Source organism: Rhodopila sp. (assembly GCF_965277825.1).
GTDB lineage: Bacteria > Pseudomonadota > Alphaproteobacteria > Acetobacterales > Acetobacteraceae > Rhodopila.
This window is the reverse complement of record NZ_OZ255846.1, coordinates 3,191,626-3,216,870: the sequence shown is the minus strand read 5'-3', so window position 1 is coordinate 3,216,870 and position 25,245 is coordinate 3,191,626. Positions and strand designations below refer to the sequence as shown.

Below are 25,245 nucleotides of genomic sequence, written 5' to 3'. Positions count from 1 at the left end.
TTGGCGCATGGACGCGCTGGGCGCAGCGCGCAAGATGGGTAAATCGGGGTCAGACGATGCGGCCATGGCCGCCACGCCGCTGCTCGGATCCGAACGAACCGTGGGCTGGTTCGGTGGTAATACCGGTGGATGGCCGCCGCTAATGGCGCGGAGGGTTCAGACGCCGGCGGTGGCGGCGACCTCGGCGACGAAGTCGTCCTTCGGCTTTTCGATGCCTTCGCCGAGCTGGAAGCGGGCGAAGCCGGTGAGCGTGACGCCGGCCTTCTTGGCCACCGCGCGCACCCGGCTTTCGCCGTCGTGCACCCAAACCTGCTCCAGCAGCACCACTTCCTCGTAGTATTTGCGGATGCGGCCTTCGACCATCTTTCCGATGATGTTTTCGGGCTTGCCCGAGGCGCGCGCCTGCGCCGCCAGCACCGAGCGTTCGCGTTCCAGCGCGGCGGGATCGACGGCGTCGATATCGAGCACCTCGGGGCGGGTGGCGGCGACGTGCATGCCGACCTGGCGGCCGAGGGTTTCCAGGGTCTCGAATTCGCCGGGCCCCTCGACGGCGGCGAGCACGCCGATCTTGCCGAGGCCGGGCTTGAGCGCGGCGTGCATGTAGGTGGCGACCACGCCTTGCGGCACGGTCAGCACCTTGGCGCGGCGGATGGTCATGTTCTCACCGATGGTGGCGACGAGATGGGTCAGTTGTTCGGCGACGCTGCGGCCGGTGTCGGCGAATGGCGCGGCGTTGATGGCATCGAGGTCGTCGCCGGTAGTGAGCGCGATGGCTGCCACGGTGGCGACGAAATCCTGGAAGGTTTCGTTGCGGGCGACGAAATCGGTCTCGGCGTTGACCTCGACGACGGAGGCCTTGTTCTTGGCCGAGGCGACACCGACCAGGCCCTCGGCGGCGACCCGGCCGGACTTCTTGGCGGCGGCGGCGAGGCCCTTCTTGCGCAACCAGTCGACCGCGGGCTCGATCTGGCCGTCGGATTCGGTCAGTGCCCGCTTGCAGTCCATCATGCCGGCGCCGGTCCTCTCGCGCAGGTCCTTAACCAGGGCAGCGTTGATCGCGGCCATGTCTTGCTCTCCTGGGATACGGTTCAGGCGGTCGCCGGGGCGGCTTCGGGTTGGGCGTCGGCCAGCGCCTCGGTGGGGAGTTCCTCGCGGGCGCCGATGTCGGTGCCGGAGGAGGCCATCTCGGCGCTGATGCCATCGAGCACCGCGCCGGCGATCAGGTCGCAGTACATCGTGATGGCGCGGATTGCGTCGTCGTTGCCGGGGATCGGGAAGGTGACGCCGGTCGGGTCGGAATTGCTGTCGAGCACCGCGACCACCGGGATGTGCAGCTTGGCGGCTTCCTCGACGGCGAGTTTTTCCTTGTTGGTGTCGATGATGAACAGGATGTCGGGCAGCCCGCCCATGTCCTTAATGCCGCCCAGCGCGCGGTCGAGCTTGTCCTTGTCGCGGGTTATGTCGAGCACCTCTTTCTTGGTCAGGCCCTGGGTGTCGCCGGCGACCAGGTCCTCGATCTGGCGCAGGCGCTTGATCGAGCCGGTGATGGTCTTCCAGTTGGTTAGCGTGCCGCCGAGCCAGCGGTGGTTGATGTAGTATTGGCCGCAACGCTTGGCGGCGTCGGCGACGTGTTCTGCGGCGGCGCGCTTGGTGCCGACGAACAGCACGCGGCCGCCGGCGGCGGTGACGTCGCGCACGGCGCGGAGCGCTCGATCGAGCATCGGCACGGTCTGCTGCAGGTCGATGATGTGGACCTGGTTGCGGGTGCCGTATAGGAACGGCGCCATGCGCGGGTTCCAGCGGCGGGTGTGGTGGCCGAAATGGACGCCGGCTTCCAGCAGCTGGCGCATGGTGAAATCGGGCATCGCCATCGGCGTGCTCCTTTCCTGTCGTCCGGTTGTGCCTCCGCGGGGGTTGCCCAAAGGCACCGGACCCTGGCCACTCGGTGGCTGGGAAAGGGTCCCCGCGTGTGAATTACCGGCCCAGGGGATCGGATTGGGCCAGCGAGCGAGCATATGGCGGAGATTCTGCCTGATTGCAAGGTGGCATTCGGCAGCGGCGGTCGATGAGCCCCGCGCCCGTTCTTCGACCTCAGCCACGCAACTCCGTCTGCTTTGCGATACGACGCCGTGTCGACTTTCGGATTGGTGAGGCCCCGGCCGCGGCCGCCATTGCAGCCTTCAACTCGTCGGCCAGGATAGTGGGGCCCGAGCAGATTCGATCGAGAAGATCGGCCTGTGCTGGCTCAAGCGCTACCAGCCGTCCAAGGACATTTAAAACGTTCAGCAGTTCGGTCGTGTATTCGGCCAGCCAGCCATCAGGCTGGATGTCACCGAGCGGCGACGGCGTGCGACGATCGCCGATGATCGGGCGGCCGCGGTCGCGGCCACGATAGCTGAACCATTGCGACAGCACCCGCTTCCCCGAGATCTCGTAATCCCAGACCGCTTGGGGGACATTATCGATATGGCCGGAGCCGACATGAAGGCGTGTGGCGGTGGGGTTGTAGGTGATGGTCTCCGGCATGGCGTCTGGCGAGGACGGGATCGCGCCGTCCTGCGGGATCGTCGGGCGCTCGCCGACGGGCATGCGCGGCGCACCAAGGGGTCTTCCGTCCGCTGGGTCGGTAAAGCGTTCGCCGAAGCTGTGCACCCAGATCACTTCGCGGCCGATCTTCACCGCGGCGGTAAACAACCCCGCGTTTGCGGTGATCGGTATCCGGAGACCGGGCTGAACAAGGTCCGCAGCAAAGCGATGTGCATATCCTCGATGCGCAGAGACGGCCGCGATGTAAGCCAGGAGATCCTCAGCCGGGATGGTCGCCCCATACAGGATGGCAAGTCTTGCCAACAGGCCGTCTTGTAAGTTTGATTTAGTAGCGGAAGGGTTCGCCCACAGTGGAAAGGCTCGACCGCCGCGTCCCGCATAGTGATGCAGATCCGGAACGATTGCAGTAAATGTGAGTGCTGGGCCTGTAGTCGGGGTGCGATCGTGGGGTGCTGTGATATGAGATAGACCTGCTGGGCCGAATCCATTGCCCACAAAGTGGGGTTCGGCTGGTTCAAGAGGCGGCTATCCGGGATGATCCACTGCCGATCGAATGACCGGAAGCCGTAGCGCGTGGGCGTAACGATTTTGCCGAGGTCCTTCGCCACCGACGAAGGACGGAACTCATGTGCTTGTAAGCCTTCGCCCACTAACTTTCCCAAGTGTTTGTCAGCAAGTTTGCCGTCCCGCATGTGCGGGTGGAAGAGCACCTCTTTTCGGACCAGATCGGTTTCGCCCGTGAGCTTCTTCCAGCGCGCTTCAAGCGATTGTTTGTCGGGAGCGATCACCCAGGTCCGTCCCGGCATCACACCTGAACCATCCTAGACGAACAAGTCAGCCAGGCCTGGATACGTTGCCCATCCGCCTGACGCCGCCGGAAGGAAAGGCGTGCGCCAGTCGGTGAGACAATCGGCCCATCCAGCGCCGTCCAGGGTCAAAGCTGATAGCGCCGCGAACTTGTCCTCCCGCCTGCCCGATGGCAACGAACGGAAACGGACACGCGCGGGGGTCGCCGCGTCGGGCTTGCCACTGCGGGCAACCAGCACAACGCACACGGGCTGTTGCACGCCCTGAAAAACCCGTGTCGCCACGCTGGGCTGATGCCCCTCGGGCGAGCAATCCACGACCCAGATTTCGTCGGCGCCACGCCGTAGGTCATCGCGCATGGCCTGAAACCCGGGCCGTTCAAAAAGCCCGCGACCGTGATGAAGCACACGATCCCACGGCGGTCAGCCCTGGACTGCGGCGCGGCGGCAGCATCGCCGAAGACCTTCCAGGTCGCCCAGCGCCAGAAATAGACATACAGGTTTCGCAGGTGCTTGGTATGTGCGCCGACGCCCCACGCAGCGGGCGGCATCCAGCGCTGAAGAGGTGCCGACGTATTCACGCTGCCTGACTCTACCCAGCCGCCCCTTCCCCTGGCCTTCTCCTTGTAGGGCGGGTTCCCGATTACGACAGTGATCGGCTCGCCCCGCTTCACTTCGTTGGCCTGCTTCCGCGATTCAGCCAGCGGCTTTAACATTTGTGGAATGTATTCTTCGGCTGCGTAAGGATTGCCCAGCGTGTCCGTGATGTAGAGCCGGAGCCCCAGGTTACCCGGCACGGTCCCTGTCACCTTCATCAGGTCGGCCACTTCAGCGAGTAACCGCAATTGGGCGACCGCGAAGGGACCAAACTGCAATTCGAATCCGATGGTCCGTTTCAGCGCGTCGCGGATCACGGCCGGCACCGCGCCCGCGCCCTGGTCCGCCGTGGTAGTTTCGGCGATCCTGCGGAGCACGCCAAGCAAGTAGGTTCCTGTTCCCGCGGCCGGATCCGCCAACGTCACATCAGCAGATGACAGGCCTTCCGACACGGCGAAGCGGCTGGGGTCGCGTAACGCCTCGTCCACCAGCCGCACCATGGCCGTCACGACCTCGGGCGGCGTGTAGTAGGAGCCGGTCTTTTTGCGCAGATCGTTGTCGTAAACTTCGAGAAAGTGTTCGTAGAAAGATAGCCATGCGTCGGGGTCGCCCCTGCCGATGACAGCCCAATCCACCACGCCCAGAACGCGGGTTAACGTGCCGAGCGAGGTCTTCAGGGCATCCTGTCCATCGACATCATCGGTCAGTACACGGAAGGCACCACCAATCACCGTGTTCGTTTTGGCGAGGGCCTTGGCCATCCGGTCGAGGCCATCGGCGAGGGAAACCCCTCGTGCTCGCGCCATCAGCATGCCGAAGGTCACGGCCTGCGCGTAACCGTCGGCGAACTCGTTGTCGGTTGCTTCGGGAAACAGAAGCTTGCGCCAATCCTCGGCGAGTCCTGTTAACGCCGGGGTGCCGAGCGTGAGTTGTTCCGCGACCTCGTCGCGAAGCAGGCGGCAGAGGCCCGCGCTGACTTCCGCCAGCGCGCGTGCATTGGTCGGGGGAATGGGTTCCCATCGAAGGAAATCCCCGAACAACCGTGGCAGGCCAGGCGGAGCCGCCAGTGCCGCGCCCGCAGTTTCCACCTCTCCTGTCAGCTTCACGATCTCGCCGCAGAGAGTCCCGTTTCGCCAGAGGGAAAAGGCGTTGCCGTCCGTGTAGATGAGGTCGGGCAAGGACTTCAGCTTGTCCCACTGAGCCCTGTCATGGTTATCTTTGAACCGGCGCGGGTCGGCCCCTTTACCCGGAGCCTTGACCTCAACAAACCCGACCAGGGCGTTTTTGGATTTTATCGCATAATCAGGGCGAGTCTTGAGGGCGGAAAGCGTGGTTTCTCCGACCGCCACGACGTCGCCCGGATTGAAGAAGAGTATCTCGGCAAGTTCACCTATCAGATGCTCCAGGGGCGCCCGAAGCTGATCTTCCGGTGCCCCGGCCAAACCCTTTCCTGACAGCTTTGACTTCAACGTTGCGCCAAAGCGGGAAACCGCCGCAGCAAGCGGGTCTGGGTGCTTCAACGCGATATTACTCCAAACTTACGACTCGGCGCACGTTACGAGATGGTGAATATCACGCCAGCTTGAACTGAAGCAGGACATCCGTCCGGTCGCTCCCGCGTCGGGCGTTCGAGGTTCGCCAGGCGGCAGATCTGAGGATGGGGGCGTAGCGGCCCGACTGCCGGACGGTCGCCGCCGGCAGATCGTGAATTGAGAAATACCGGACGAGCGACCAATCTCGACCCGCTGAGGAAAACCACGTCACGATCGATTGCGATGGAGGTGGACGAATTCATGGTTGACCCATCGCCAGCTCTTCCGCTGCCGCCTGATTGTAATGTTTATCACGGTGCGGTAAATTCGGTAATTCCTTTCGAGTAGGGCTGTTGGCCTGTGAACCCAAGGCGCGGCCCGGAGCGCTTCTTTCCTAGGCGGGATTAAAGCATGGCGCGCAACGTTTTAGTTCTCGGAGCCTCCTATGGCTCGTTGCTGGCAACCAAGCTGCTGATGGCTGGTCACAAGGTGACCCTGGTTTGCCGGAAGAAGACCGCAGGCCTTATTAACCGCGATGGCACCGAGGTTCGCATCAAGCTGAGTGGCGAGCCGGCCCACCGGGCGATCTTTTCACGCGACCTTGCGGGAAAACTGGACGCGACCCCACCCGATCAGGTCGACCTTTCACGCTATGACCTGGTCGCTCTGGCCATGCAGGAGCCGCAATACTCCGACGATGCGATCCGCGTTCTGATGGCCAGGATCGCCGCGGCGAACCTGCCGTGTCTGTCGATCATGAACATGCCGCCGCTGGCCTATCTCAAGCGGATTGCGGCGCTGGAAGCCATGGATCTGCACGCAGCCTACACCGACGCCCGGGTCTGGGAACCGTTCAAGCCGGGGCTGGTGTCGCTCTGCTCGCCGGATCCGCAGGCGTTCCGTGTTCCAGAGGCGGCGGCGAACGTTCTTCAGGTCGGTTTGCCAACAAACTTCAAGGCGGCGGCGTTTGCGGATGAGGTCCACACCCGGATACTTCGGGAGCTCGAGTCCGATATCGACGCCGTGACGCTGGACGGCCAGGGCGTGCCGGTAAAGCTGAGGGTGTCCGACTCGCTGTTCGTCCCGCTGGCGAAGTGGTCGATGCTGTTGACCGGGAACTATCGCTGCATCACAGCGCAGGAACCGCGGTCGATCCGCGACGCGGTGCACCACGATCTGAAGCTTTCGCAGTCGATCTATGAGCATGTCGATGCCGTCGTTCGACGGCTGGGGGCCGACACCACGGATCAGGTGCCGTTCGAGAAATACGCCAAGGCCGCGGAAAGCCTGCGTCAGCCCTCGTCAGTGGCTCGCGCGGTAGCCAGCGGGGCGCCGGTAATCGAGCGGGTCGATTTGCTGGTGAAAATGATCTCGCATGAGCTTGGTATGCCGCATGCCGCGATCGACCATACGGTTGAGATCGTCTCCGCTAAACTGAGCGATACGATGGCGGTGGGCGGGTCCAGCGCGCCGTGATGGGCGCTTGTCGCGGCTCGGCCTTTCCGATCGACGGGTGACAACAAGACTTGCGGCTTGAGCCCATGGAGAGCCTGGGCAAAACGCGTCGCCGTTGTCTTCGGCAGGAAGCTCATTGACACCTCCGGATCATGAAGCGGGCGACAGGCGGTGCTTTGGTGCTGCTTAACGTCATCCGCCGCATAGGGATCGGTGCAATCTTTCAAAACCGCAGTGTCGCCCAGCTTTCTTCACCGAACGGACCAGGCTGCCCCGGCTGCTAACTCGGACTGCCTGCTGCATCTGGCGGCCGACTGACGGGGGCCAGGTTTGGCGCACGCGACCGCCCGCCCGCTTTGCCGCAAGACCCGGACCGCGCATGATGCAGCGCGTTAAGCGAATGGAGTAGCCGGATGAGGCATGCCAACAGACAAGCAGCCTGGAGCGTGGACGACCTGGGCGCCGATTGCGGCTGGATCCGCGAACTTGACGATGCAGCCCGACGCGACCTTACCGCCGCGGTGCGCAAAGCGGCGGATCCGGCGAAAACGCTGCTGGATTACCGTCGCGATGATTTCGATCTGGGGTCGGCCTGGCCGATCATACAGGCGTCATTGCACGAGGTTCGCGACGGCACCGGCTTCGCGATCCTGCGTGGCCTGCCGCGCGATGGGCTGACCGCCGATGAGTTCGAACTGCTGACCTGGGCGATTGGCCTGCATACCGGCGTGGCTCGGCCGCAGGGCAAGGCCAGTCCGTTCATGACCGCGGTGCGCGACGCCGGGACGGTTTATCGCACCGGCAAGGGACGCGGCTACTCGTCGAACACGGATCTGGATTTCCATACCGACAGCGCCGACATCGTGCTGCTGACTTGCTACAACGTCGCCAAGTCGGGCGGGATGAGCATGGTGTCGAGTTCGGTGACGGCGCATCAGGCGATGCTGGCCGAGCGGCCGGATTTAGTGGAATTGCTGCACCAGCCGCATTATTTCAGCCGCCAGCAGGAGCAGGCGGCGGACGAAGCGGCGTTCTACCCGAACCCGATCTACGATTGGCGGGATGGGCTGTTGTTCAGCAAATGGAACCGCAACCGGTTGCGTTCGGCGCAGGCGATCGGGGGCGTGCCGGCGATGACCGCGCGGCAGCACCAGGCGCTGGATCTGCTGGACGAGATCCTGCGTCGGCCGGGGGTGATGCACTCGATGTATCTGCGGCCGGGCGACATGCAGATCCTGAATAACCACGTCACGCTGCACTCGCGGACCGAGTTCGAGGACCATGACGATCCGGCGCTGCGGCGCTGCCTGTTCCGGCTCTGGCTGGCGCCTCCGGACGGGGTTGGGCTGCCGGAGAGCTGGCGGCCGGCGTATCGGTCAGTCGAGGCGGGAACGGTGCGGGGCGGCATCGTCGGGCAGGCGTATGACGCGGCGCGGCGGGGGTTCGAGATTCGACAGGCGGCCGATCTGGGGATGCAAGCGTAGCCGATGTGGCAATTTTTGCCAATGTGTTTCCGGCAATCCTCGCGCGATCGAGTCCTCTCAATGTCATGGGCTTAAGAACCGGGCCTAAGAGTCTGTCCGGGATCATGCCGTTGTTCTTGCGAGCCTACGCAGCATGAGGCGCACCGAGGCGAGCAGCAAGAAGGCGCGCGCTTTGCGGTTCAAACACTCCCAGTCCTTGGCGAGGCGGCGACAGCGATTGAGCCAGGCAAAAGTTCGCTCCACGACCCAACGCTTGGGTAGCACGGTAAATCCCTTTGCATGGTCCGACCGCTTGACGATCTCCACGTTTACTTGGGCCATGATGGTTCTCATCGCAGCTTGAAAGCCTGCACCCTGATATCCGCCGTCCGCATAGAGCTTTAGCAGGAACGGGTAGAGCCCGAACATCGTGGCCATCAGCATCGCGCCGCCATCACGATCCTGAAGGTCAGCCGCATGCACGATGGCATGCATCAGCAAGCCTGTCGTATCGACGACGATATGGCGCTTCTTGCCCTTGATCTGTAGAGTCGAGGACGGGCGCGGTGGCGAAGTGCCCCGTTTCCCATCCCCGCTCATCAAACCGGACGTGCGGATTTCCCGCATCCGGCTTTCCGACTGGCTTCACCGCAAGGCCCACGGCGACGACCGACTGCGCTCGCGTCGAAGGCTTCGGACGGCCAACTCCCCATAGACATGGTCTCGGGAAAACTGGTCCGTTCCGCGCGCCTGCACTTTGTGTCGTTGACGGAGGAAGTGCCGCGTCCGGTCATAGACATGCTGATCAACGGTCTCGTATGCCGACGCGAGAGCGCCGTAGGAGAAGTAGGCCGACCAACCGCGTAGGACGCGGTTCAACCGTGCCCGCACTTCGTCCCAAGCGCCCTTGTTGCCGGGCACCAGCAGTTCGCCGACCTTCACCTTGACCCGCTGCACGCTTTTCTTGGACGGGCTCGCCCCCAGGTACCAGCGGCCCCCATTGGGCAGGTGACGCGGTCCCAGTGTGTAGCCAAGGAAGTCGAAGCCTTCACGCCGGGCATTCTTCACCGAGGTTTTCGCCTCGTTGAGCGTCAGCCCGAGCTTCGTCATCACCGCCTTCGTCCACGTCAGCGCCTCTTCCGCGTGTCCGCGGCTGAGGATGATGAAGTCGTCGGCATAGCAGATGACATGCGCGCGGAACGCCTCGCCGCGTCCCGTCAGGCGCCAATGCTTCAGGAATCGGTTCATGTAAATGACGGAGAGCAACGGACTGGCGACCCCACCCTGGGGTGTGCCGCGCGTGTTGCTCTTGCCACCGCTCATGCGCCGTTTCCCGTCGCCATCCCGCTCCTCGACCGGCACTTGCAGCCACAGCTTGATCAGCCGCAGCACATTCCGGTCGACGATGCGGCGGCCCACCGATCTCAGGAGGTCCGCGTGCGGGATCGTGTCGAAATACTTCGACAAGTCGGCGTCGACGACGTCGGTATAACCCCGGCATAGCAGCCGGTGCGTCTCCTTGACGGCATCGATCGCGCTCCGACGCGGCCGATAGCCGTAGGCACCATCCTCGAAATCCGCCTCGAAGACCGGCTCCAGCACGATCTTGGCCGCGGCCTGAACCACCCGGTCCCGGATCGTCGGGATGCCGAGCGGCCGTTCGCCGCCACCGGGCTTTGGGATCATCACCCGCCGCACCGGATCAGGCCGGTAGGTCTTCGAGACGAGGTCCTCACGCAAGCTCGCCAGCCACCCCTCCAAACCCGCCGCCTCGATCTGCCCGAAGGTCATCCCGTCCACGCCTGGCGCACCCGCATTGGCGTGGGTGAGCGTATAGGCGCGCAGAAGGATATCCGCACGGCAGATCTTGTCGTAGAGGATGTAGAAGCGGAAAGCGGGCTCCGCCTTCGCCTTGCGGTACAGCTTTCTCTGAAGGCTCCTGATCTTATCGGGTGTTTCGAGGCTCATCGCCAATCACCCCCACTTCGCCAACTTCGAAAGCACACCAGAAGTCAGGGTCCTTTCCTCTGCCGGCGTTACCCGGCTTCGACGGTCATACGACCCTGTCCGACACCCGTCCGATCCACCGCTCCGAAGCGGTGTTGAAGCCGCGACCTCCGACCCGGACGGGTCTCCCTCGATTACCCGCATCACCATTCCAACGTGCTGTGTCCAATACCCCGGCAGACCAGACAGGTGCGTGTGTCGATTGCTTCCCTGTCCGCGCGGCCTTCCCCGAGCAAAAGGCGGGTCGGCGTCTGCATCGACTCTTTCGAGGCCTGCTCGAACTTCACTCACGTTACGGCCCGTTGGATCGCTCGGCCGCCCAGGGCGGCCTTTGTCACGAGGCTTCGACGAGACCAGTTGCCCAGCCGCGCCGCTCGTCAGCTTCCGGATCAATCGACAACTCTCCGGATGGAACCTTCCTCCATAGATGATGCGCGCCTTCGAGGCGCACTCTTGCCCGCGTCGTAGCCATGCGGATCGATGCAGGCCCCCCTTTTTCAGCGCTTTTGACGCTTTGACTGTCGATCACCGCGGCGGTCGGGCTGGCTGTTCGATCAGCCAGTTCCCGGCATCGCCCATAGAGCGTGTGGTGGATGCTTTGTAGCGTTCCGTCGTACGCCCAGCGGTCGAGATAATCATGGATCGTGCTGCGCGGCGGCAGATCCTTGGGGATGTCGCGCCATTGGCAACCAGTGCCCAGGATATACATCAGGCCGTTGACGATTTCCCGCACATCCACCGTGCGTTTGTTGCCGCCCCGTTTGGCGGGAGGAATCAACGAAGCGACTTCGGCCCATTCCCGGTCGGTCAGATCATGGGTGTATCGCAAGCCCTTACGGTCATGCTGGCGGCGTGTCTCTGGGGTCCACATCAGGCACCTCGTAAATCGGTGCCACGCATAGAGTCATAGCCGATTCGAGCCGGTCAACCACCCGCAGACCTAAACGATTTGCGTGACCCGCATTGTTCTCGGACGGACACTTAGATCCCGGTTCCATCAACTGCGTGCTTTGCGAAGGCGGCACAGGGGTTTCCAGAGCAGCGGCAATATCGGGATTGCACGAGAAGTTCAGCTCGAGCGCTGGTTCCAAGACGACGCACCCTTTAGCCAGCCGCACCGACCTCGGTCACCAGCCGAGCGGCCTCGGCGCCGCGGACCTTGGCGATGTCGTCCTGGTATTTCAGCAGCACGCCCAGCGTGTCGTCGACATCGCCGGCGGTCAGTTCGGTCTTGTTCAGGTAGGTCAATGCTTGGGCCCAGTCGATGGTCTCGGCGACGCCGGGCAGCTTGAATAGTTCCTCGCCGCGCAGGCGTTGCACGAAGCCGACCACCTGGTCGGCAAGACGGGCCGGCACGCCGGGCGCCTTGGCCGCCAGGATCGCTCGCTCGCGGGTGGCGTCGGGGTAGTCGACCCAATGATACAGGCAACGCCGGCGGATCGCGTCATGCACCTCCCGCGTGCGGTTCGAGGTCAGGATCACCACCGGGCGGGTTGCCGCGCGTACGGTGCCGAATTCCGGCACGGTGATCTGGAAATCGGCGAGCAGTTCCAGCAGGAACGCCTCGAACGGTTCATCGGCGCGATCGAGTTCGTCGATCAGCAGCACGGCCGGCGGCAGGTCCGGGTCGATCGCGGATAGCAGCGGACGGGCCTGCAGGAACTCTTTTGTATAGATGTCGCGCGACAGTTCGCCGCGATCGGTGTGGCCGGCGGCCTCGGCCAGGCGGATCGCCATCAATTGGCGGGCGTGGTCCCATTCGTAGGCCGCCGCCGAGAGATCCATACCATCGTAGCATTGCAGGCGGACCAGGCGGCGCTGCAGCCCGGCTGCCAGTACCTTGGAGATTTCGGTCTTGCCGGTGCCGGGCTCGCCCTCGAGGAACAGCGGACGCTGCATGGTCAACGTCAGATGCACCGTGGTGGATAGTTCGAGGTCGGCAATGTAGCCGTTGTCGGCGAGCAGTTTCGCGGTGTCGGCGACGGTGGCGGGCAGCGCTGTCACTACAGCATGCTTCCCAGCATCAGCAGTATCATGATGACGAAGACACCCGACCCGAGCCAAGCGACGAGTGGCAGGCCGAACGGCTCACGCGGGATCAGCGACCATATTGAAATGGCAGCTGGTGATGGGTTGACGGCAACCGCGACCGGTTCGGCCATGGTCTGGCTGGCGGCGGCTTCGGCGCGTTCAGGCGAGAGTGCGCGGTCGCCGGACGCTGGCTGGGTTGCGTTCGCCGCCACCGGGCTGGGCTGAGGTGCCCCGGTCGGGTTGTGCTTTGGGGCCCCGGTTGGGTTGTGCTGAGGCGCCTCGGTTGGGCTGGTCTGAGCGGCCGCCGGTTCGGCATGGTCCGCGGCCGGCGACATCGCCTGCACTTGCTTGCTGAAGCGGTCAAAGAAGGCATCGGCCATCTGTTTGGCGGTGGCATCGATCAGCCGGCCGCCGAGTTGCGCCAGCTTGCCGCCGACCTGGGCATTGACCTTGTAGCTCAGCAGGGTTTCGGCACCCTGGTCGGCCAGCGCTACGTCGGCGCCGCCCTTGGCGAAGCCGGCCACCCCGCCCTGCCCCTCGCCGCTGATCCGGTAGCCGTTCGGCGGATCGATGTCGCTCAGTTGCACCTTGCCGGAGAACCGAGCCGAGATCGGCCCAACCTTGACCGCGGCGGTGGCCTTCATCTGGTCGTCGTCGAGTTTCTCCAGGCTCTCGCAGCCGGGAATGCTGGCCTTCAGCACCTCGGGGTTGTTGAGCGCTTGCCAAACGGTTTGTCTCGGCGCCGGAATCAGCCGCTCGCCCGTCATGTCCATGCGATAGTCATCCTGTATTGAGCGTGGCGGACGTTACCGGGCGGGTTCCGAACGCGCAACCAAGGCCGGATCGCCCTGCGGCTGCGAGCGCCGCGGGGGTGCCGGGCTGCGAACGCGGCGGGACGGCAACGGGTTCCCGCGGCCGCCGGCGAGGTGGTGTTGGCGGGGCGGTATGGGGGGCGGCAATGGTTGCCGGATGGACCCGGCCGGGGAGCAGAATTTGCCGTGCGGGCGGCGGGAATTGTCAAGCTTTTGAACGCCTCGGCGTTGGCGCGGATCATGCAGTTGATCGCTGGCCATATCGGGCCGAATGACAGTCAAGGAGTATCGAGGCGTGTCTGTTTCCATTTCCGGGCAAAACGACCGGGCGGCGCTGCTCAGCGCCTACCAAGCGACTCCCACCGCGCCGCCCGATCTCGGCGGCATCTGGGACTCGACGGTCGGAACACCAACGCCATCGTCTTCGACCACCACCACTGCCGCGCCCAGTGGCACTTCCGGGGCATTGTCGGACGGCATGTCCCTCGCTCTGCTCGCGTTCGGCGGGGGCGCCGCCACGGCTGCACCGCCCGGCGGCCAGAACGGCGAAGCCTCCGCCGTGTCGTCCGACGATGCGGAGTCCGGTCAATCCGCCGCCGATCCGCAAGCCGGGCTGCTGACCGACATGCAGTCCCTGCTGGCGAGCCTCACCGGAACCTCCACGACCGGAACGTCGGCAAGCGGAACGTCGGCGGGCGGAACGTCGGCGGGCGGAACGTCGACCAGTGGAACGTCGGGGGGCGGAACGTCGGCGGGCGGCGACAGTTCGGCCACATCAGATACCGTCTCTGCCGCGGCTGGCGGCACGCTGCTGCAGGACCTGCAGAGCGTGACGGCCGCTTTCGGCACCATCGCCTCGACATCCGGCACCGCGCCGGCCGCCGGTCCCGGACCGGGGTCGCCACCGTCCTGGAGCAACGATATTTCCAACCTTGGGACCACTGCTCCCGACGGGACCGCGAACCCGTGGAAGCCCGGCTACACTGATGGCTTTCAGCAACAATTCGCGCTGTCCGCCTACAATGCCAACGCGGCGTACGGGGGAGACCCGGCAACCGCCTCGTCGCTGGCCAACATCAGCGTATAAACCATCGAGCGGACCGCGCCGCCAGACCGCGCCATTGTGGTGGCGATGTCTTGGGGGCGATGTCTTGGGCGATGGCAGGGGCGATGGCAGGGGCGATGGCAGGGGCGATCTTGGCCCAGCCATCCGACGACGGGGTTCAATCTACCGCCACCGTCCCGCCCCGATCCGGCGCAGTGCCGAACCGGGAGATCCTACCCGACCTCCGTCCGGCACCGATCAGCACGACTCCGCCAACCTCAGCGCGGCAGGTCGCTGACCATGCGGACCAAACCCGCGCGCGGGCTGTGCGCGTTGGCCTCGATCGGGTGCGGAGCCTGCCTGGTCCAGGGAGCCGCCGGGACGGCCACCGGGGTGGCCGGCGCGGTGCTTGGGCCGCAATTGCCGGAACTGCGCGACACGACATGCGGCGCGGTGCCATTGCCGTCGAAGCTGATCTGAACGCTACGCATGCATAAGTTCGGGGCCGAGGCCGCTGGAATCGTTGCGAAACCGCCAAATTGCCCCGCACGCTCTGATTGCCCCGGATTTATCGAATTGATTTCGCCGAATAGGTCCGCGGCTTGCAGGTGCATTTGCGTGCTGATCCTGTCCAGCATGGCAAACGGGTCGGCAGTGAAGACCGGCGCGGCGATCGCATCGGGCGCCACGATGACCGTCGGCGGCACGTTTCCGGCGTAACGAACCTGCTCGATCTGCCCGTCGGGCAGGCGCAGGGTCATGACGTTGCGTTCTGGACCTTTGGCCTGGGCGATACCCCCATACAAGGCCAGGATGATCGCCGCGGTTGCAGCCAAGAGCGCGAGTCGAGGGGTTCGCATGACGGTCTCCGTCGGCTGTTGAAAACAACCTTGTGGCAGGCGATGTGGCGATCATAATCGGGTCTTTTCAAACGGATATGGTTGCTTCGATGAATTTTCCTCCGCCCGGCCAGCGGGTCGAACCGACATGTCTTCGTGTAACGAACGCAAAATTAGCGTAACTGATGCCGGCTTTTGCTTGTTGGCAACGGGTCGGATGCCTAATCCCCTTGGGCGCGATCCGCCTGGTTGCGATCCCCCGCGATCCCCTCGGGTGCGATCTCCTCGGGTGCGCATGGGGGGTCGCCGCAACTCTGGTGGGCAACGCGGGCCGCTGCTTGATCTGAACGCCGCACCGACTGGCAACCGACGAAGGACGTGACCACGGATGGACGAACGCGTTGACCGGGCCGATACCCGGGTCGCTCCCGATCCCGCGTCACGCGAAACCCAGGTGACGCGGCCGTCGCGTCGCGGCTACTGGGTCCTGACCTCGCTGATCCTGATCGCCCTGCTGGGCGGCGGCTGGTATCTGTGGACCCATCGCCAGGCCGAGCCGGCGTCGAAAGCCGCCAGCGCCAGGCGCGGCGCCCAGTCGGCGGCCCAAGCGGCGGCGCAGCCGGTTGGTTTCGCCACCATCGACACCGGCGATATCCGCATCATGCTGAACGAGCTTGGCACGGTCACCTCGCTCGACACCGTGACCGTGCTGACGCAGATCAACGGCCAGTTGCAGCAGATCGGCTTCAGCGAGGGCCAGGTGGTCAAGCAGGGCGACTTCCTGGCGCAGATCGATCCGCGGCCATACCAGGCGGCGCTGGAGCAGGCGAAGGGCACGCTGGCGCGCGATCAGGGACTGCTGGCGCAGGCGCAGTCGGACCTGAAACGGTTCCAGACGCTGGGACGGCAGGATTCGATCGCCCAGCAGCAACTGGATGACCAGCGCTACCTTGTGCAGCAGGACACCGGCCTGGTGCAGACCGATCAGGGCGCGGTCGACGCCGCCAAGGTCAACCTGGCGTATTGCCACATCGTCTCGCCGATAGACGGTCAGGTCGGGCTGCGCCTGGTCGATCTCGGCAACTATGTGCAGACCTCCAGCACCAGCGGCCTGGTGGTGATCACCCAGATGCAGCCGATCTCGGTGCTGTTCTCGGTGCCCGAGGACAACCTGCCCGACATCATCCAGCGGGTGCGCGCCGGCGCCACCCTGCCGGTCGAGGCCTATGATCGCGCCAACACCAGGCTGCTCGCCACCGGACAACTCGGCACGATCGACAACGTGATCGACACCACCACCGGGACGCTGAAGCTGCGCGCGATGTTCGCCAATCCGGACGAGCTGCTGTATCCCAATCAGTTCGTCAACGCTCGGCTGCTGGTGAACACCATGCAGAACACGGTCCGCGTGCCGGTGCCGGCGGTGCAGCGCGGTGAACCCGGCACTTTCGTTTACCTGATCAATGCCAACAACACGGTCTCGGTCCGCCCGATCAAGGTCGGTCCGACCGATGGCGGGTTCGAGGCGGTGCTGTCCGGGCTGAAACCGGGCGAGAGGGTGGTGACTGACGGCACCGACCGGCTGCGCGACGGCGCCGCAGTCAGTCTGCCGGCGGCGCGGGGCAACGCGAAGGCGGCTGCCGCGCAGTCACCCGGCGACCAAGGCGCGGCAACGACGGGCACCGCTCCGGGCAACACGCCGCCGGCCGCGGCAACGCCGGACCAGCCGGCGACCCCGGCGCATCGCCGCCGGGCGCCGCAATGACCGCGGGCTGATCGTGGCATGAGTCCGTCCCGCCCGTTCATCCTGCGGCCGGTCGCGACCACGCTGCTGATGGCGGCGATCCTGCTGGTCGGCATCGTCGCGTATCGCTTCCTGCCGATCTCGGCGTTGCCCGAGGTGGATTATCCCACCATCCAGGTGCAGACGTTCTACCCCGGCGCCAGTCCCGAGGTGATGACCTCTTCGATCACCTCGCCGCTGGAGGTGCAGTTCGGGCAGATGCCGAGTCTGAACCAGATGTTTTCGACCAGTTCGGCCGGGGCATCGCTGATCACCTTGCAGTTCAGCCTCGATGTCAGCCTGGATGTTGCCGAGCAGGAGGTGCAGGCGGCGATCAACGCGGCGGGGAATCTGTTGCCGACGGATCTGCCGGCGCCGCCGATCTATGCCAAGGTCAACCCGGCGGACGCGCCGATCCTGACCTTGGCGCTGACCTCGAAGACGTTGCCGCTGACGCAGATCGAGGATCTGGCCAACACCAGGCTGGCGCAGAAGATTTCGCAGCAGCAGGGGGTCGGGCTGGTCAGCATCAGCGGCGGCCAGCGCCCGGCAGTGCGGGTGCAGGTCAATCCGCGCGCGCTGGCGGCCTACGGGCTGAACATCGACGACCTGCGCACCACGCTTGGCAATGCAAACGTCAATACGCCGAAGGGCAACTTCGACGGGCCGGCGCAGGCCACCACGATCAACGCCAACGACCAGATCAGCGATCCGAAGCAATACCTCGATCTGGTGATCGCCTATCGCAACGGCGCACCCGTCCACTTGCGCGACGTCGCCAGCGTGGTCAACGGCGCCGAGAACACCAAGCTGGCCGCCTGGGCCAACTCTACGCCCGCGGTCATCCTGAATGTTCAGCGCCAGCCGGGTGCCAACGTGATCCAGGTGGTCAACACCATCAAGTCCTTGCTGCCGCAGTTGCAGGCGACCTTGCCGGCGGCGATCGATGTCGCGGTGCTGACCGATCGCACGGTGACGATCCGCGCCTCGGTAGCCGACGTCGAGTTCGAGCTTGGCCTGGCGGTCGCGCTGGTGGTGCTGGTGATCTTCCTGTTCCTGCGCAACCTGCCGGCGACGATCATTCCGAGCCTTTCGGTGCCGCTTTCGCTGGTCGGCACCCTGGCGGTGATGTACTTGCTGGGTTTCAGCCTGGACAATCTGTCGCTGATGGCACTGACGGTGTCCACCGGCTTCGTGGTCGATGATGCGATCGTCATGATCGAGAATATCTCGCGCTTCGTCGAAGCCGGCGATCCGCCCTTGACCGCAGCGTTGAAGGGCAGCGAGCAGATCGGTTTCACCATCATATCCTTGACGGTGTCGCTGATGGCGGTGCTGATTCCACTGCTGTTCATGGGCGATGTGGTCGGACGGCTGTTTCATGAGTTCGCCATTACGCTTGCGGTGACGATTGTCATTTCGGCGGTGGTTTCGCTGACCCTGGTGCCGATGCTGTGTGCCCGGCTGCTGCACCACCGACCCGACTCGGCGCGCAGCACGTTCGACCTGCGGGCGGAACGCGGCTTCAACTGGATCATCGGGCGTTACGACCGAGCGCTGAGCACGGTGCTGGATCATCAGCCGCTGACCTTGCTGGTGGCGCTGATCACGCTGGGCGTCACTGTGCTGCTGTATACGGTCGTGCCCAAGGGGTTCTTCCCGGTGCAGGATACCGGCGTGCTGCAGGGCATCTCGGTGGCGGCGCAGACGGTGTCCTATGGCGCCATGGCCGAACACCAGCAGGCGCTGGCGGCGGCGATCCTGAAGGACCCCGACGTGTCCAGCCTGAGTTCGTTCATCGGCGTCGATGGCAGCAACACGACGCTGAACAGCGGGCGGTTTCTGATCAACCTGAAACCGAAGGACCAGCGCAGCCTGAACGCCACCGAAATTGGCCGCCGCCTGCAGCAAGAGACCGCGGACGTGCCGGGCGTATCGTTGTATCTGCAACCGGTGCAGGACCTGACCATCGATGCGTCAGTCAGCCGCACGCAGTATCAGTTCGTGCTGGAGAACCCCAATCTGGGGGCATTCACCGAATGGGTGCCGAAGCTGGTGGCGGAGCTCGACAAGTCACCCGACTTGCGCAACGTCGCCAGCGACCTGCAGAGCCAGGGCTTGACGGTCGACCTGGTGATCGACCGGGAGACCGCGGCGCGCTTCGGCATCACACCAGCGACGGTGGACAACGCGCTGTACGACCTGTTCGGGCAGCGCATCATCTCGACGATTTATACGCAGTCGAACCAGTATCGTGTGATTATGGAGGCGGATCCCGATCTGCAGACCTCACTGGACGCGCTGTCGGCGATCCGGCTGCCGTCCGCCGCGTCCACCACCGGGCAGGTGCCGCTTTCGTCCATCGTGAAGATCGAGCAGAAGCCTGGGCCGCTGCAGATCAGCCATCTGGCGCAGTTTCCGGCGACGACGATTTCATTCGATACGGCGCCGGGTTCGTCGCTGGGTGCCGCGGTCGCGGCGGTGCGCCAGGCCGAGGCCGATATCGGGCTGCCGGCGAGTTTCGTCACCGCATTCCAGGGTGCGGCGTCGGCGCTGGAGGCATCGTTGTCGAACGAGCTGCTGCTGGTGCTGGCGGCGATCCTGACGATGTACATCGTGCTGGGGGTGCTGTACGAGAGTTTCGTGCATCCGATTACCATTTTGTCGACGCTGCCCTCGGCCGGCGCCGGCGCGCTGGTGGCGCTGCTGATCGCCGGCGACAACATCGACGTGATTTCCATCATTGGCATCATCCTGCTGATCGGCATCGTGAAGAAGAACGCGATCATGATGATCGATTTCGCTCTGGTGGCCGAACGCGAGGATGGCAAACCGCCGCGCGAGGCGATCCACCAGGCGTGTCTGTTGCGGTTCCGCCCGATCCTGATGACCACGATGGCAGCGCTGCTGGGGGCGCTGCCGTTGATGCTGGGCAACGGCACCGGGTCGGAACTGCGGCGCCCGCTGGGGGTGGCGATCGTCGGCGGGTTGATCGTCAGCCAGGTGCTGACTTTGTTCACCACACCGGTGACCTATCTAATGTTCGACCGCCTGGCGGCGCGGCTGGGGGGCGGCAAGCCGCAGGCGAAATTGGCGCCGGGCGGTGCGCCGTGAGTTTGCCGGCGACGACGGCGCGACAAGGTGGCGGGGCCGCGACCAAGACTCTTAGCATGCTGCAAACGGATGGCATGCTGCAAGCCGGTAAAATTTTAACACGGAGGAAGAACGAGCACCACGGAGCGCCACGGAGCGGCAGAGCCCGGCGCTGCACGCGGATTGCCTCCCTGCGTTTCCGTCCAGATTTCGGGTTTGCGAATGGGCACCCCACGACCGTGACCCGGCCGCCGGGGCAAGCTGTCCGCATTCTCCGTGGCCCTGCGTGCTTCTCGCCCTTCCTCCGTGTTAAAAATTGTTTTGCCTCCCGCGCGAAAGATCTTGATTGCATACCCGCGGGTCTCGGCGGCTTACCAGTAGAACCCGGCCGCAGGCCAACGAACACCAGGTCGCCGTCGACCACGCGTGCTCCTCTTGGGCGTGCTTGTCCTCGGACGGCCGCATGAACCTTTCGGCTACCTTCATCGCGCGACCCGTTGCCACCACCCTGCTCACCATCGGCATCACGCTGGCCGGACTCTTCGCCTTCTTCAAGTTGCCGGTGGCGCCGCTGCCGCAGGTGGATTTCCCCACCATCTCGGTGCAGGCGCAACTGCCCGGCGCTAGTCCCGAGACCGTGGCGACCAGCGTCGCCAGCCCGCTGGAGCGGCACCTGGGACAGATCGCCGACGTGACCCAGATGACCTCGACCAGTTCGGTCGGGTCGGTCCGGATCGTGCTGCAGTTCGGGTTGAACCGGGACATCAATGGGGCGGCTCGCGATGTGCAGGCCGCGATCAATGCGGCGCGGGCCGACCTGCCGGCTAGCCTGCGCAGCAATCCGACCTATCGCAAGGTCAACCCGGCCGACGCCCCGGTGCTGATCCTGGCGCTGACATCGAAGACCCTGACGCGCGGGCAGATGTACGACGCAGCGGCTAATGTTCTGTCACAGAAACTGTCGCAGATCGACGGCATCGGCCAGGTGATCATCGGCGGCGCCGCGTTGCCGGCAGTCCGCGTGGAGCTGAACCCGACGGCATTGTTCAAGTACGGCATCGGGCTGGAGGATGTCCGCGCGGCATTGGCCTCGGCCAACGCCAATAGTCCGAAGGGTTCGATCGATAGCGATGGCCTGCACTACCAGCTCTATACCAACGACCAGGCGACGCACGCGGCGGATTATCGGCCGCTGGTGATCGCCTACCGCAACGGCGCCGCGGTGCGGCTGTCGGACGTGGCCGACGTGCAGGACTCGGTGGAAAATCTGCGCAACGCCGGGCTGTCACAGGGGCAACCCGCGGTCCTGGTGATCCTGTTTCGCCAACCCGGCGCCAATATCATCAAGACGGTGGATGGGGTGAAGGCGGCGATTCCGCAATTGATGGCGGCGCTGCCGGCGGACATGAACCTGCTGATCGCCAACGATCGCACCACGACGATCCGATCCAGCCTGTACGACACCGAACGCACTCTGCTGATCGCGGTCGGGCTGGTGACGCTGGTGGTGTTCCTGTTCCTGCGCAACGTGCGCGCCACGCTGATCCCGGCGGTCGTCGTCCCGGTCTCCATTATCGGTACGTTTGGAACCATGTACCTGATGGGCTACAGCCTGGACAACCTGTCGCTGATGGCGCTGACGGTGTCCACCGGCTTCGTCGTCGATGATGCCATCGTGGTGCTGGAAAATATCTCCCGCCATATCGAGGACGGCATGCCGCGGGTCGAGGCCGCGCTGCTCGGTGCCAAGGAGGTCGGGTTCACGGTGATCTCGATCAGCGTGTCACTGATCGCGGTGTTCCTGCCGATCCTGCTGATGGGCGGCATCGTCGGGCGGCTGTTCCGGGAATTTGCCGTGACCTTGTCGCTGGCGATTACCGTTTCGCTGGTAATTTCGTTGACCACCACGCCGATGATGTGCGCGCTGCTGCTGAAGCCATCGCCGGTGCAACTGCCGAAGCGGCGAACGCTGTTCGACCGGGCGCAGGACCTGTATGGCCGCACCCTGGCGTGGTCGCTGCGGCACTCGTTCGTTGTGCTGATCGTGCTGCTGGTTGCCGTGGTGCTGAATGTCGCGCTTTACGTGATCGTGCCGAAAGGGTTCTTTCCGCAGCAGGATACCGGGCGGATGATCGGCCGGCTGCAGGCGGATCAGAGCATCTCGTTCCAGGCGATGCAGCAGAAGCTGACCGATCTGGCGCGCATCGTGCAGCACGATCCGGCGGTACAGAGCGTGGTCGGGTTCACCGGTTCGGGGGGCGGCGGCGGCGCGGCGCAGACCAATACCGGGTCGGTGTTCGTTGCGCTGGAGCCGCTGGCGCAGCGGGATGGAATCGATGCGGTGATGTCACGGTTGCGCCGCAAGCTGGCGGTGGTGCCGGGGGCGCGGCTGTTCCTGGTGCCGATCCAGGACATCAACGTCGGCGGGCGGCAGAGCAACGCTGCCTACCAGTACACCTTGCAAGCCGACAGCACCGCGGAACTGTACGAATGGGCACCCAAGCTGGTAACGGAACTGGAGCACGATCCGATGCTGCGCGATGTCAATTCCGACCAGCAGCAAAAGGGTCTGGAAACCGATCTGGTGATCGACCGGGCGACCGCCAGCCGGTTAGGCGTCAACGCCGCACAGATCGACAACACGCTGTATGATGCGTTCGGGCAACGTCAGGTTTCAACCATCTACAGCGCGCAGAACCAGTATCATGTGATCATGGAGGTGGCGCCGAGCTACTGGCAAAGCCCGGAAACCTTGCGCCAGATCTACGTCTCGACCGCGGGCGGCAATGCCTCGGGCACCGAGACCTCGAATGCCGTGGTCGGCACGGTTGCCGCGGCGGGCAAAGCCGCCACCACCACGACTACCGCCGCGACCATCGCATCCAGTTCCTCGCGCAACGCTGCCAACAACGCACTGGCCAATGTCGGCAAGGGCAGCGCGTCGTCCGGCGCCGCGGTCAGCACCAGCGCCGAGACCATGGTGCCGCTGGCGTCGTTCGCGACTTACGGCCCCGGCGACACCGCGCTGGCGGTCAACCATCAGGGGCCGTTCGTGGCCACCACGATTTCGTTCAACCTGGCGCCGGGGAAGTCGCTGAGCGAAGCCACCGCGGCGGTGCAGCAGGCGATGCTGTGGATCGGCATGCCGGCGTCGATCCACGGATCGTTCCAGGGCACCGCGCAGACCTTCCAGGCATCGTTGAACAGCGAACCGATCCTGATCGGCGCCGCGCTGCTGGCGATCTACATCGTGCTGGGTGTGCTGTATGAAAGCTACGTCCATCCGATCACCATCATCTCCACGCTGCCCTCGGCTGGCATTGGCGCGGTGCTGGCATTGATGCTGTTCAAGATCGAGTTCAGCATCATCGCCTTGATCGGGGTGATCCTGCTGATCGGCATCGTCAAGAAGAACGCCATCCTGATGATCGATTTTGCGCTGGAAGCGGAGCGCACGGTCGGGCTGTCGCCGCGCGAGGCGATCTTCGAGGCCTGCCTGATGCGGTTCCGTCCGATCATGATGACCACCAGCGCTGCGATGCTGGGGGCGATGCCGCTGGCGTTGAGCTTTGGCGATGGCGGTGAGTTGCGACGCCCGCTGGGGATTTCGATCGTCGGTGGGCTGATGGTCAGCCAGGTGCTGACGCTGTATACCACACCGGTGGTGTATCTGTACCTGGATCGCTTTCGGTTGTACTGTAAACGACTATGGCATCGCGTGTTTCCCGGATCGGCCGCGCCGCAGGTGGCGGAGTAATGCGGCCCTTCTGGATGTGTTTTGTGGTGGCCGGCTGCATGGTCGGACCGGACTACCGGCGTCCAGCCGCGCCGACGCCGGCCGCCTTCAAGGAGGTCGCCGGCTGGAAGGTCAGCCAGCCGGCCGACACCATTGACAAAGGCCGCTGGTGGTCGGTTTACCGCGACCCCGAGCTCGACCGCCTGGAGCGCTCGGTTGTGGTGTCCAACCAGACGGTAAAGCAGTTCGAGGCGCAGTATCGCAATGCCGTCGCCTTGGTCGCGGAGGCCCGCGCCAGCCTGTTCCCGACCGTCGCGCTGTCATCCGGTGTCACTCACAGCGGAAGTGGCGCCAGCGGTGGTGGCGGCGGAACCTCGACGATGTTCGCCACCAGCGGGTCGTCGTTTGGCGGCAGTTCCCGCAGCGGCACGGAATACAGCGTGAGCGGCACGGTTGCGTGGGATCTGGATGTGTGGGGCCGCATCCGCCGGCAGGTCGAAAGCAGCAAGGCCGCGGCCGGGGTCGGCGCCGCGGATCTGGCCAACGCGGCGCTTTCGGCGCAGGCCACGCTGGCGACCGATTACTTCGACCTGCGGGCCGAGGATGCGCTGGGGCAACTGTTGACCGATACCGTCGCCAACTACCAGCGGGCGTTGCAGATCACCCAGAACCAGTATCGCGCCGGCACGTCATCCAGCATCGACTACGTCACCGCGCTGGCGCAGTTGCAATCGACCCAGGCGCAACTGATCGCGGTCGGCATCCAGCGCCAGCAGTTCGAGCACGCCATCGCCGTGCTGACCGGGCGGGCGCCGGCCGCGCTTTCCATCGCGCAGGCGCCGTTGGCGAGCAACGTGCCGGTGGTCCCGCCCGGGCTGCCGTCGGTGCTGCTGGAGCGTCGCCCCGACATCGCCGCGGCGGAGCGCAGCATGGCGCAGGAAAATGCCCTGATCGGGGTGCAGATCGCCGCTTTCTACCCGGATATCTCGCTGTCGGCGCTGGGCGAGTATGCCGGCAGCCCGCTGGGCCACTTGTTCGATGTCAGTAATCAATTCTGGTCGCTGGGCGCGGCCGGTGCCGAGACCTTGTTCGAGGGCGGCTTTCGCACCGCATCAGTACAGGCCCAGCGAGCGACCTATGACGCATCGGTGGCGAGCTATCGGCAAACGGTGCTGAGCGCGTTCCAGGGGGTCGAGGATGCGCTGTCGAACCTGCGTATCCTGCAACTGCAGGCCCGCGCCGAGGCCACCGCCGTTGCGTCCACCAATCGGGCGGTGATCGCGACGCTAAATGCCTATCGCGCCGGCACGGTGCCTTACACCAGCGTTATAACAGAGCAGAACCTGTTGCTGTCGGACCAGCAGTCCGCGCTGGCCATTCAACAGAGCCGCCTGGTTGCCAGCGTCGCGCTGATCGAGGCACTGGGCGGCGGTTGGTCCTCGGCCGAGTTGCCGGTGCACATCGAAACCGAAAATCCGTTGCTTCCCTGACCGCGCGGC

General features: G+C 64.7%; 16 protein-coding genes and 2 pseudogenes. 7 read left to right on the top strand and 11 right to left on the bottom strand.

Features of this window, described 5'->3' with window-relative positions:
* Positions 1–156 precede the first annotated feature (156 nt).
* The 5 genes and pseudogenes from tsf to ACQY4T_RS15870 all read right to left on the bottom strand — a co-directional run bounded on the left by tsf (position 157) and on the right by ACQY4T_RS15870 (position 5,470).
* Positions 157–1,065, bottom strand: a complete 909-nt coding sequence (tsf, locus tag ACQY4T_RS15890) for a translation elongation factor Ts (protein WP_428532390.1) — start codon at positions 1,063–1,065, stop codon at positions 157–159.
* 23 nt (positions 1,066–1,088) lie between these two features.
* Positions 1,089–1,871: a 30S ribosomal protein S2 gene (gene rpsB, locus ACQY4T_RS15885; protein ID WP_428532387.1), complete on the bottom strand. Its 783-nt coding sequence runs from the start codon at positions 1,869–1,871 to the stop codon at positions 1,089–1,091.
* Positions 1,872–2,091: 220 nt separating this feature from the next.
* Entirely contained in the window at positions 2,092–3,042 is a 951-nt protein-coding gene (locus tag ACQY4T_RS15880) for a type ISP restriction/modification enzyme (protein WP_428532384.1), read from the bottom strand.
* Positions 3,021–3,353: pseudogene (locus ACQY4T_RS15875) on the bottom strand (type ISP restriction/modification enzyme); the annotation flags it as partial. The pseudogene ACQY4T_RS15875 and the gene ACQY4T_RS15880, both read right to left, overlap by 22 nt.
* A 128-nt stretch (positions 3,354–3,481) precedes the next feature.
* Positions 3,482–5,470: an N-6 DNA methylase gene (locus ACQY4T_RS15870; RefSeq protein WP_428532381.1), complete on the bottom strand. Its 1,989-nt coding sequence runs from the start codon at positions 5,468–5,470 to the stop codon at positions 3,482–3,484.
* A gap of 423 nt (positions 5,471–5,893) precedes the next feature.
* On the opposite strand from ACQY4T_RS15870, the gene ACQY4T_RS15865 reads away from it, so the two are divergent.
* Positions 5,894–6,958, top strand: a complete 1,065-nt coding sequence (locus ACQY4T_RS15865) for a ketopantoate reductase family protein (RefSeq protein ID WP_428532378.1) — start codon at positions 5,894–5,896, stop codon at positions 6,956–6,958.
* 392 nt (positions 6,959–7,350) lie between these two features.
* The gene (locus tag ACQY4T_RS15860) at positions 7,351–8,421 is read left to right on the top strand and encodes a TauD/TfdA family dioxygenase (protein WP_428532375.1); all 1,071 of its coding nucleotides are present in this window, start codon (positions 7,351–7,353) and stop codon (positions 8,419–8,421) included.
* A gap of 102 nt (positions 8,422–8,523) precedes the next feature.
* On the opposite strand, the gene ACQY4T_RS15855 is transcribed toward ACQY4T_RS15860, so the two are convergent.
* The 5 genes and pseudogenes from ACQY4T_RS15855 to ACQY4T_RS15835 form a co-directional block, all read right to left on the bottom strand.
* Positions 8,524–9,000, bottom strand: a complete 477-nt coding sequence (locus tag ACQY4T_RS15855; protein ID WP_428542914.1) for an IS5 family transposase — start codon at positions 8,998–9,000, stop codon at positions 8,524–8,526.
* A 45-nt stretch (positions 9,001–9,045) separates the two neighbouring features.
* Positions 9,046–10,368, bottom strand: a complete 1,323-nt coding sequence (gene ltrA, locus ACQY4T_RS15850) for a group II intron reverse transcriptase/maturase (protein WP_428532372.1) — start codon at positions 10,366–10,368, stop codon at positions 9,046–9,048.
* A gap of 491 nt (positions 10,369–10,859) precedes the next feature.
* Positions 10,860–11,278 (bottom strand): annotated as a pseudogene (locus tag ACQY4T_RS15845) (IS5 family transposase); the annotation flags it as partial.
* Positions 11,279–11,511: 233 nt separating this feature from the next.
* Positions 11,512–12,411: an AAA family ATPase gene (locus ACQY4T_RS15840; protein ID WP_428532369.1), complete on the bottom strand. Its 900-nt coding sequence runs from the start codon at positions 12,409–12,411 to the stop codon at positions 11,512–11,514.
* Positions 12,411–13,211, bottom strand: coding sequence for an SRPBCC domain-containing protein (locus ACQY4T_RS15835; protein WP_428532366.1), 801 nt, complete (start codon positions 13,209–13,211; stop codon positions 12,411–12,413). Before ACQY4T_RS15835 ends, ACQY4T_RS15840 begins: the two co-directional genes overlap by 1 nt.
* A gap of 334 nt (positions 13,212–13,545) precedes the next feature.
* Between ACQY4T_RS15835 and ACQY4T_RS15830 the strand changes: the two genes are divergently transcribed.
* Positions 13,546–14,337 (top strand): hypothetical protein, encoded by a 792-nt coding sequence (locus ACQY4T_RS15830; RefSeq protein ID WP_428532363.1) that lies wholly within the window; start codon positions 13,546–13,548, stop codon positions 14,335–14,337.
* Positions 14,338–14,573: 236 nt separating this feature from the next.
* Here ACQY4T_RS15830 and ACQY4T_RS15825 read toward each other — a convergent pair whose 3' ends face one another.
* A complete protein-coding gene (locus ACQY4T_RS15825; RefSeq protein ID WP_428532360.1) occupies positions 14,574–15,155 on the bottom strand; it encodes a hypothetical protein in 582 nt (193 codons plus the stop codon).
* A 367-nt stretch (positions 15,156–15,522) separates the two neighbouring features.
* Here ACQY4T_RS15825 and ACQY4T_RS15820 point away from each other — a divergent pair, with 367 nt between their 5' ends.
* From ACQY4T_RS15820 to ACQY4T_RS15805, 4 genes are all read left to right on the top strand, one after another.
* Positions 15,523–16,899, top strand: a complete 1,377-nt coding sequence (locus tag ACQY4T_RS15820; protein ID WP_428532357.1) for an MdtA/MuxA family multidrug efflux RND transporter periplasmic adaptor subunit — start codon at positions 15,523–15,525, stop codon at positions 16,897–16,899.
* 18 nt (positions 16,900–16,917) lie between these two features.
* Positions 16,918–20,031: an MdtB/MuxB family multidrug efflux RND transporter permease subunit gene (locus ACQY4T_RS15815; protein ID WP_428532354.1), complete on the top strand. Its 3,114-nt coding sequence runs from the start codon at positions 16,918–16,920 to the stop codon at positions 20,029–20,031.
* Positions 20,032–20,473: 442 nt separating this feature from the next.
* Positions 20,474–23,767, top strand: coding sequence for an efflux RND transporter permease subunit (locus ACQY4T_RS15810; protein WP_428532351.1), 3,294 nt, complete (start codon positions 20,474–20,476; stop codon positions 23,765–23,767).
* The gene (locus ACQY4T_RS15805) at positions 23,767–25,236 is read left to right on the top strand and encodes an efflux transporter outer membrane subunit (RefSeq protein WP_428532348.1); all 1,470 of its coding nucleotides are present in this window, start codon (positions 23,767–23,769) and stop codon (positions 25,234–25,236) included. The genes ACQY4T_RS15810 and ACQY4T_RS15805 overlap by 1 nt, the downstream gene beginning before the upstream one ends.
* Positions 25,237–25,245: the final 9 nt, after the last annotated feature.

Coding starts and splice junctions, on each gene's coding strand:
- tsf (WP_428532390.1), bottom strand. CDS start 1,065: ATGGCCGCGATCAACGCTGCCCTGGTTAAGGACCTGCGCGAGAGGACC.
- rpsB (WP_428532387.1), bottom strand. CDS start 1,871: ATGGCGATGCCCGATTTCACCATGCGCCAGCTGCTGGAAGCCGGCGTC.
- ACQY4T_RS15865 (WP_428532378.1), top strand. CDS start 5,894: ATGGCGCGCAACGTTTTAGTTCTCGGAGCCTCCTATGGCTCGTTGCTG.
- ACQY4T_RS15860 (WP_428532375.1), top strand. CDS start 7,351: ATGAGGCATGCCAACAGACAAGCAGCCTGGAGCGTGGACGACCTGGGC.
- ACQY4T_RS15855 (WP_428542914.1), bottom strand. CDS start 9,000: ATGAGCGGGGATGGGAAACGGGGCACTTCGCCACCGCGCCCGTCCTCG.
- ltrA (WP_428532372.1), bottom strand. CDS start 10,368: ATGAGCCTCGAAACACCCGATAAGATCAGGAGCCTTCAGAGAAAGCTG.
- ACQY4T_RS15835 (WP_428532366.1), bottom strand. CDS start 13,211: ATGGACATGACGGGCGAGCGGCTGATTCCGGCGCCGAGACAAACCGTT.
- ACQY4T_RS15825 (WP_428532360.1), bottom strand. CDS start 15,155: ATGCGAACCCCTCGACTCGCGCTCTTGGCTGCAACCGCGGCGATCATC.
- ACQY4T_RS15820 (WP_428532357.1), top strand. CDS start 15,523: ATGGACGAACGCGTTGACCGGGCCGATACCCGGGTCGCTCCCGATCCC.
- ACQY4T_RS15815 (WP_428532354.1), top strand. CDS start 16,918: ATGAGTCCGTCCCGCCCGTTCATCCTGCGGCCGGTCGCGACCACGCTG.
- ACQY4T_RS15810 (WP_428532351.1), top strand. CDS start 20,474: ATGAACCTTTCGGCTACCTTCATCGCGCGACCCGTTGCCACCACCCTG.
- ACQY4T_RS15805 (WP_428532348.1), top strand. CDS start 23,767: ATGCGGCCCTTCTGGATGTGTTTTGTGGTGGCCGGCTGCATGGTCGGA.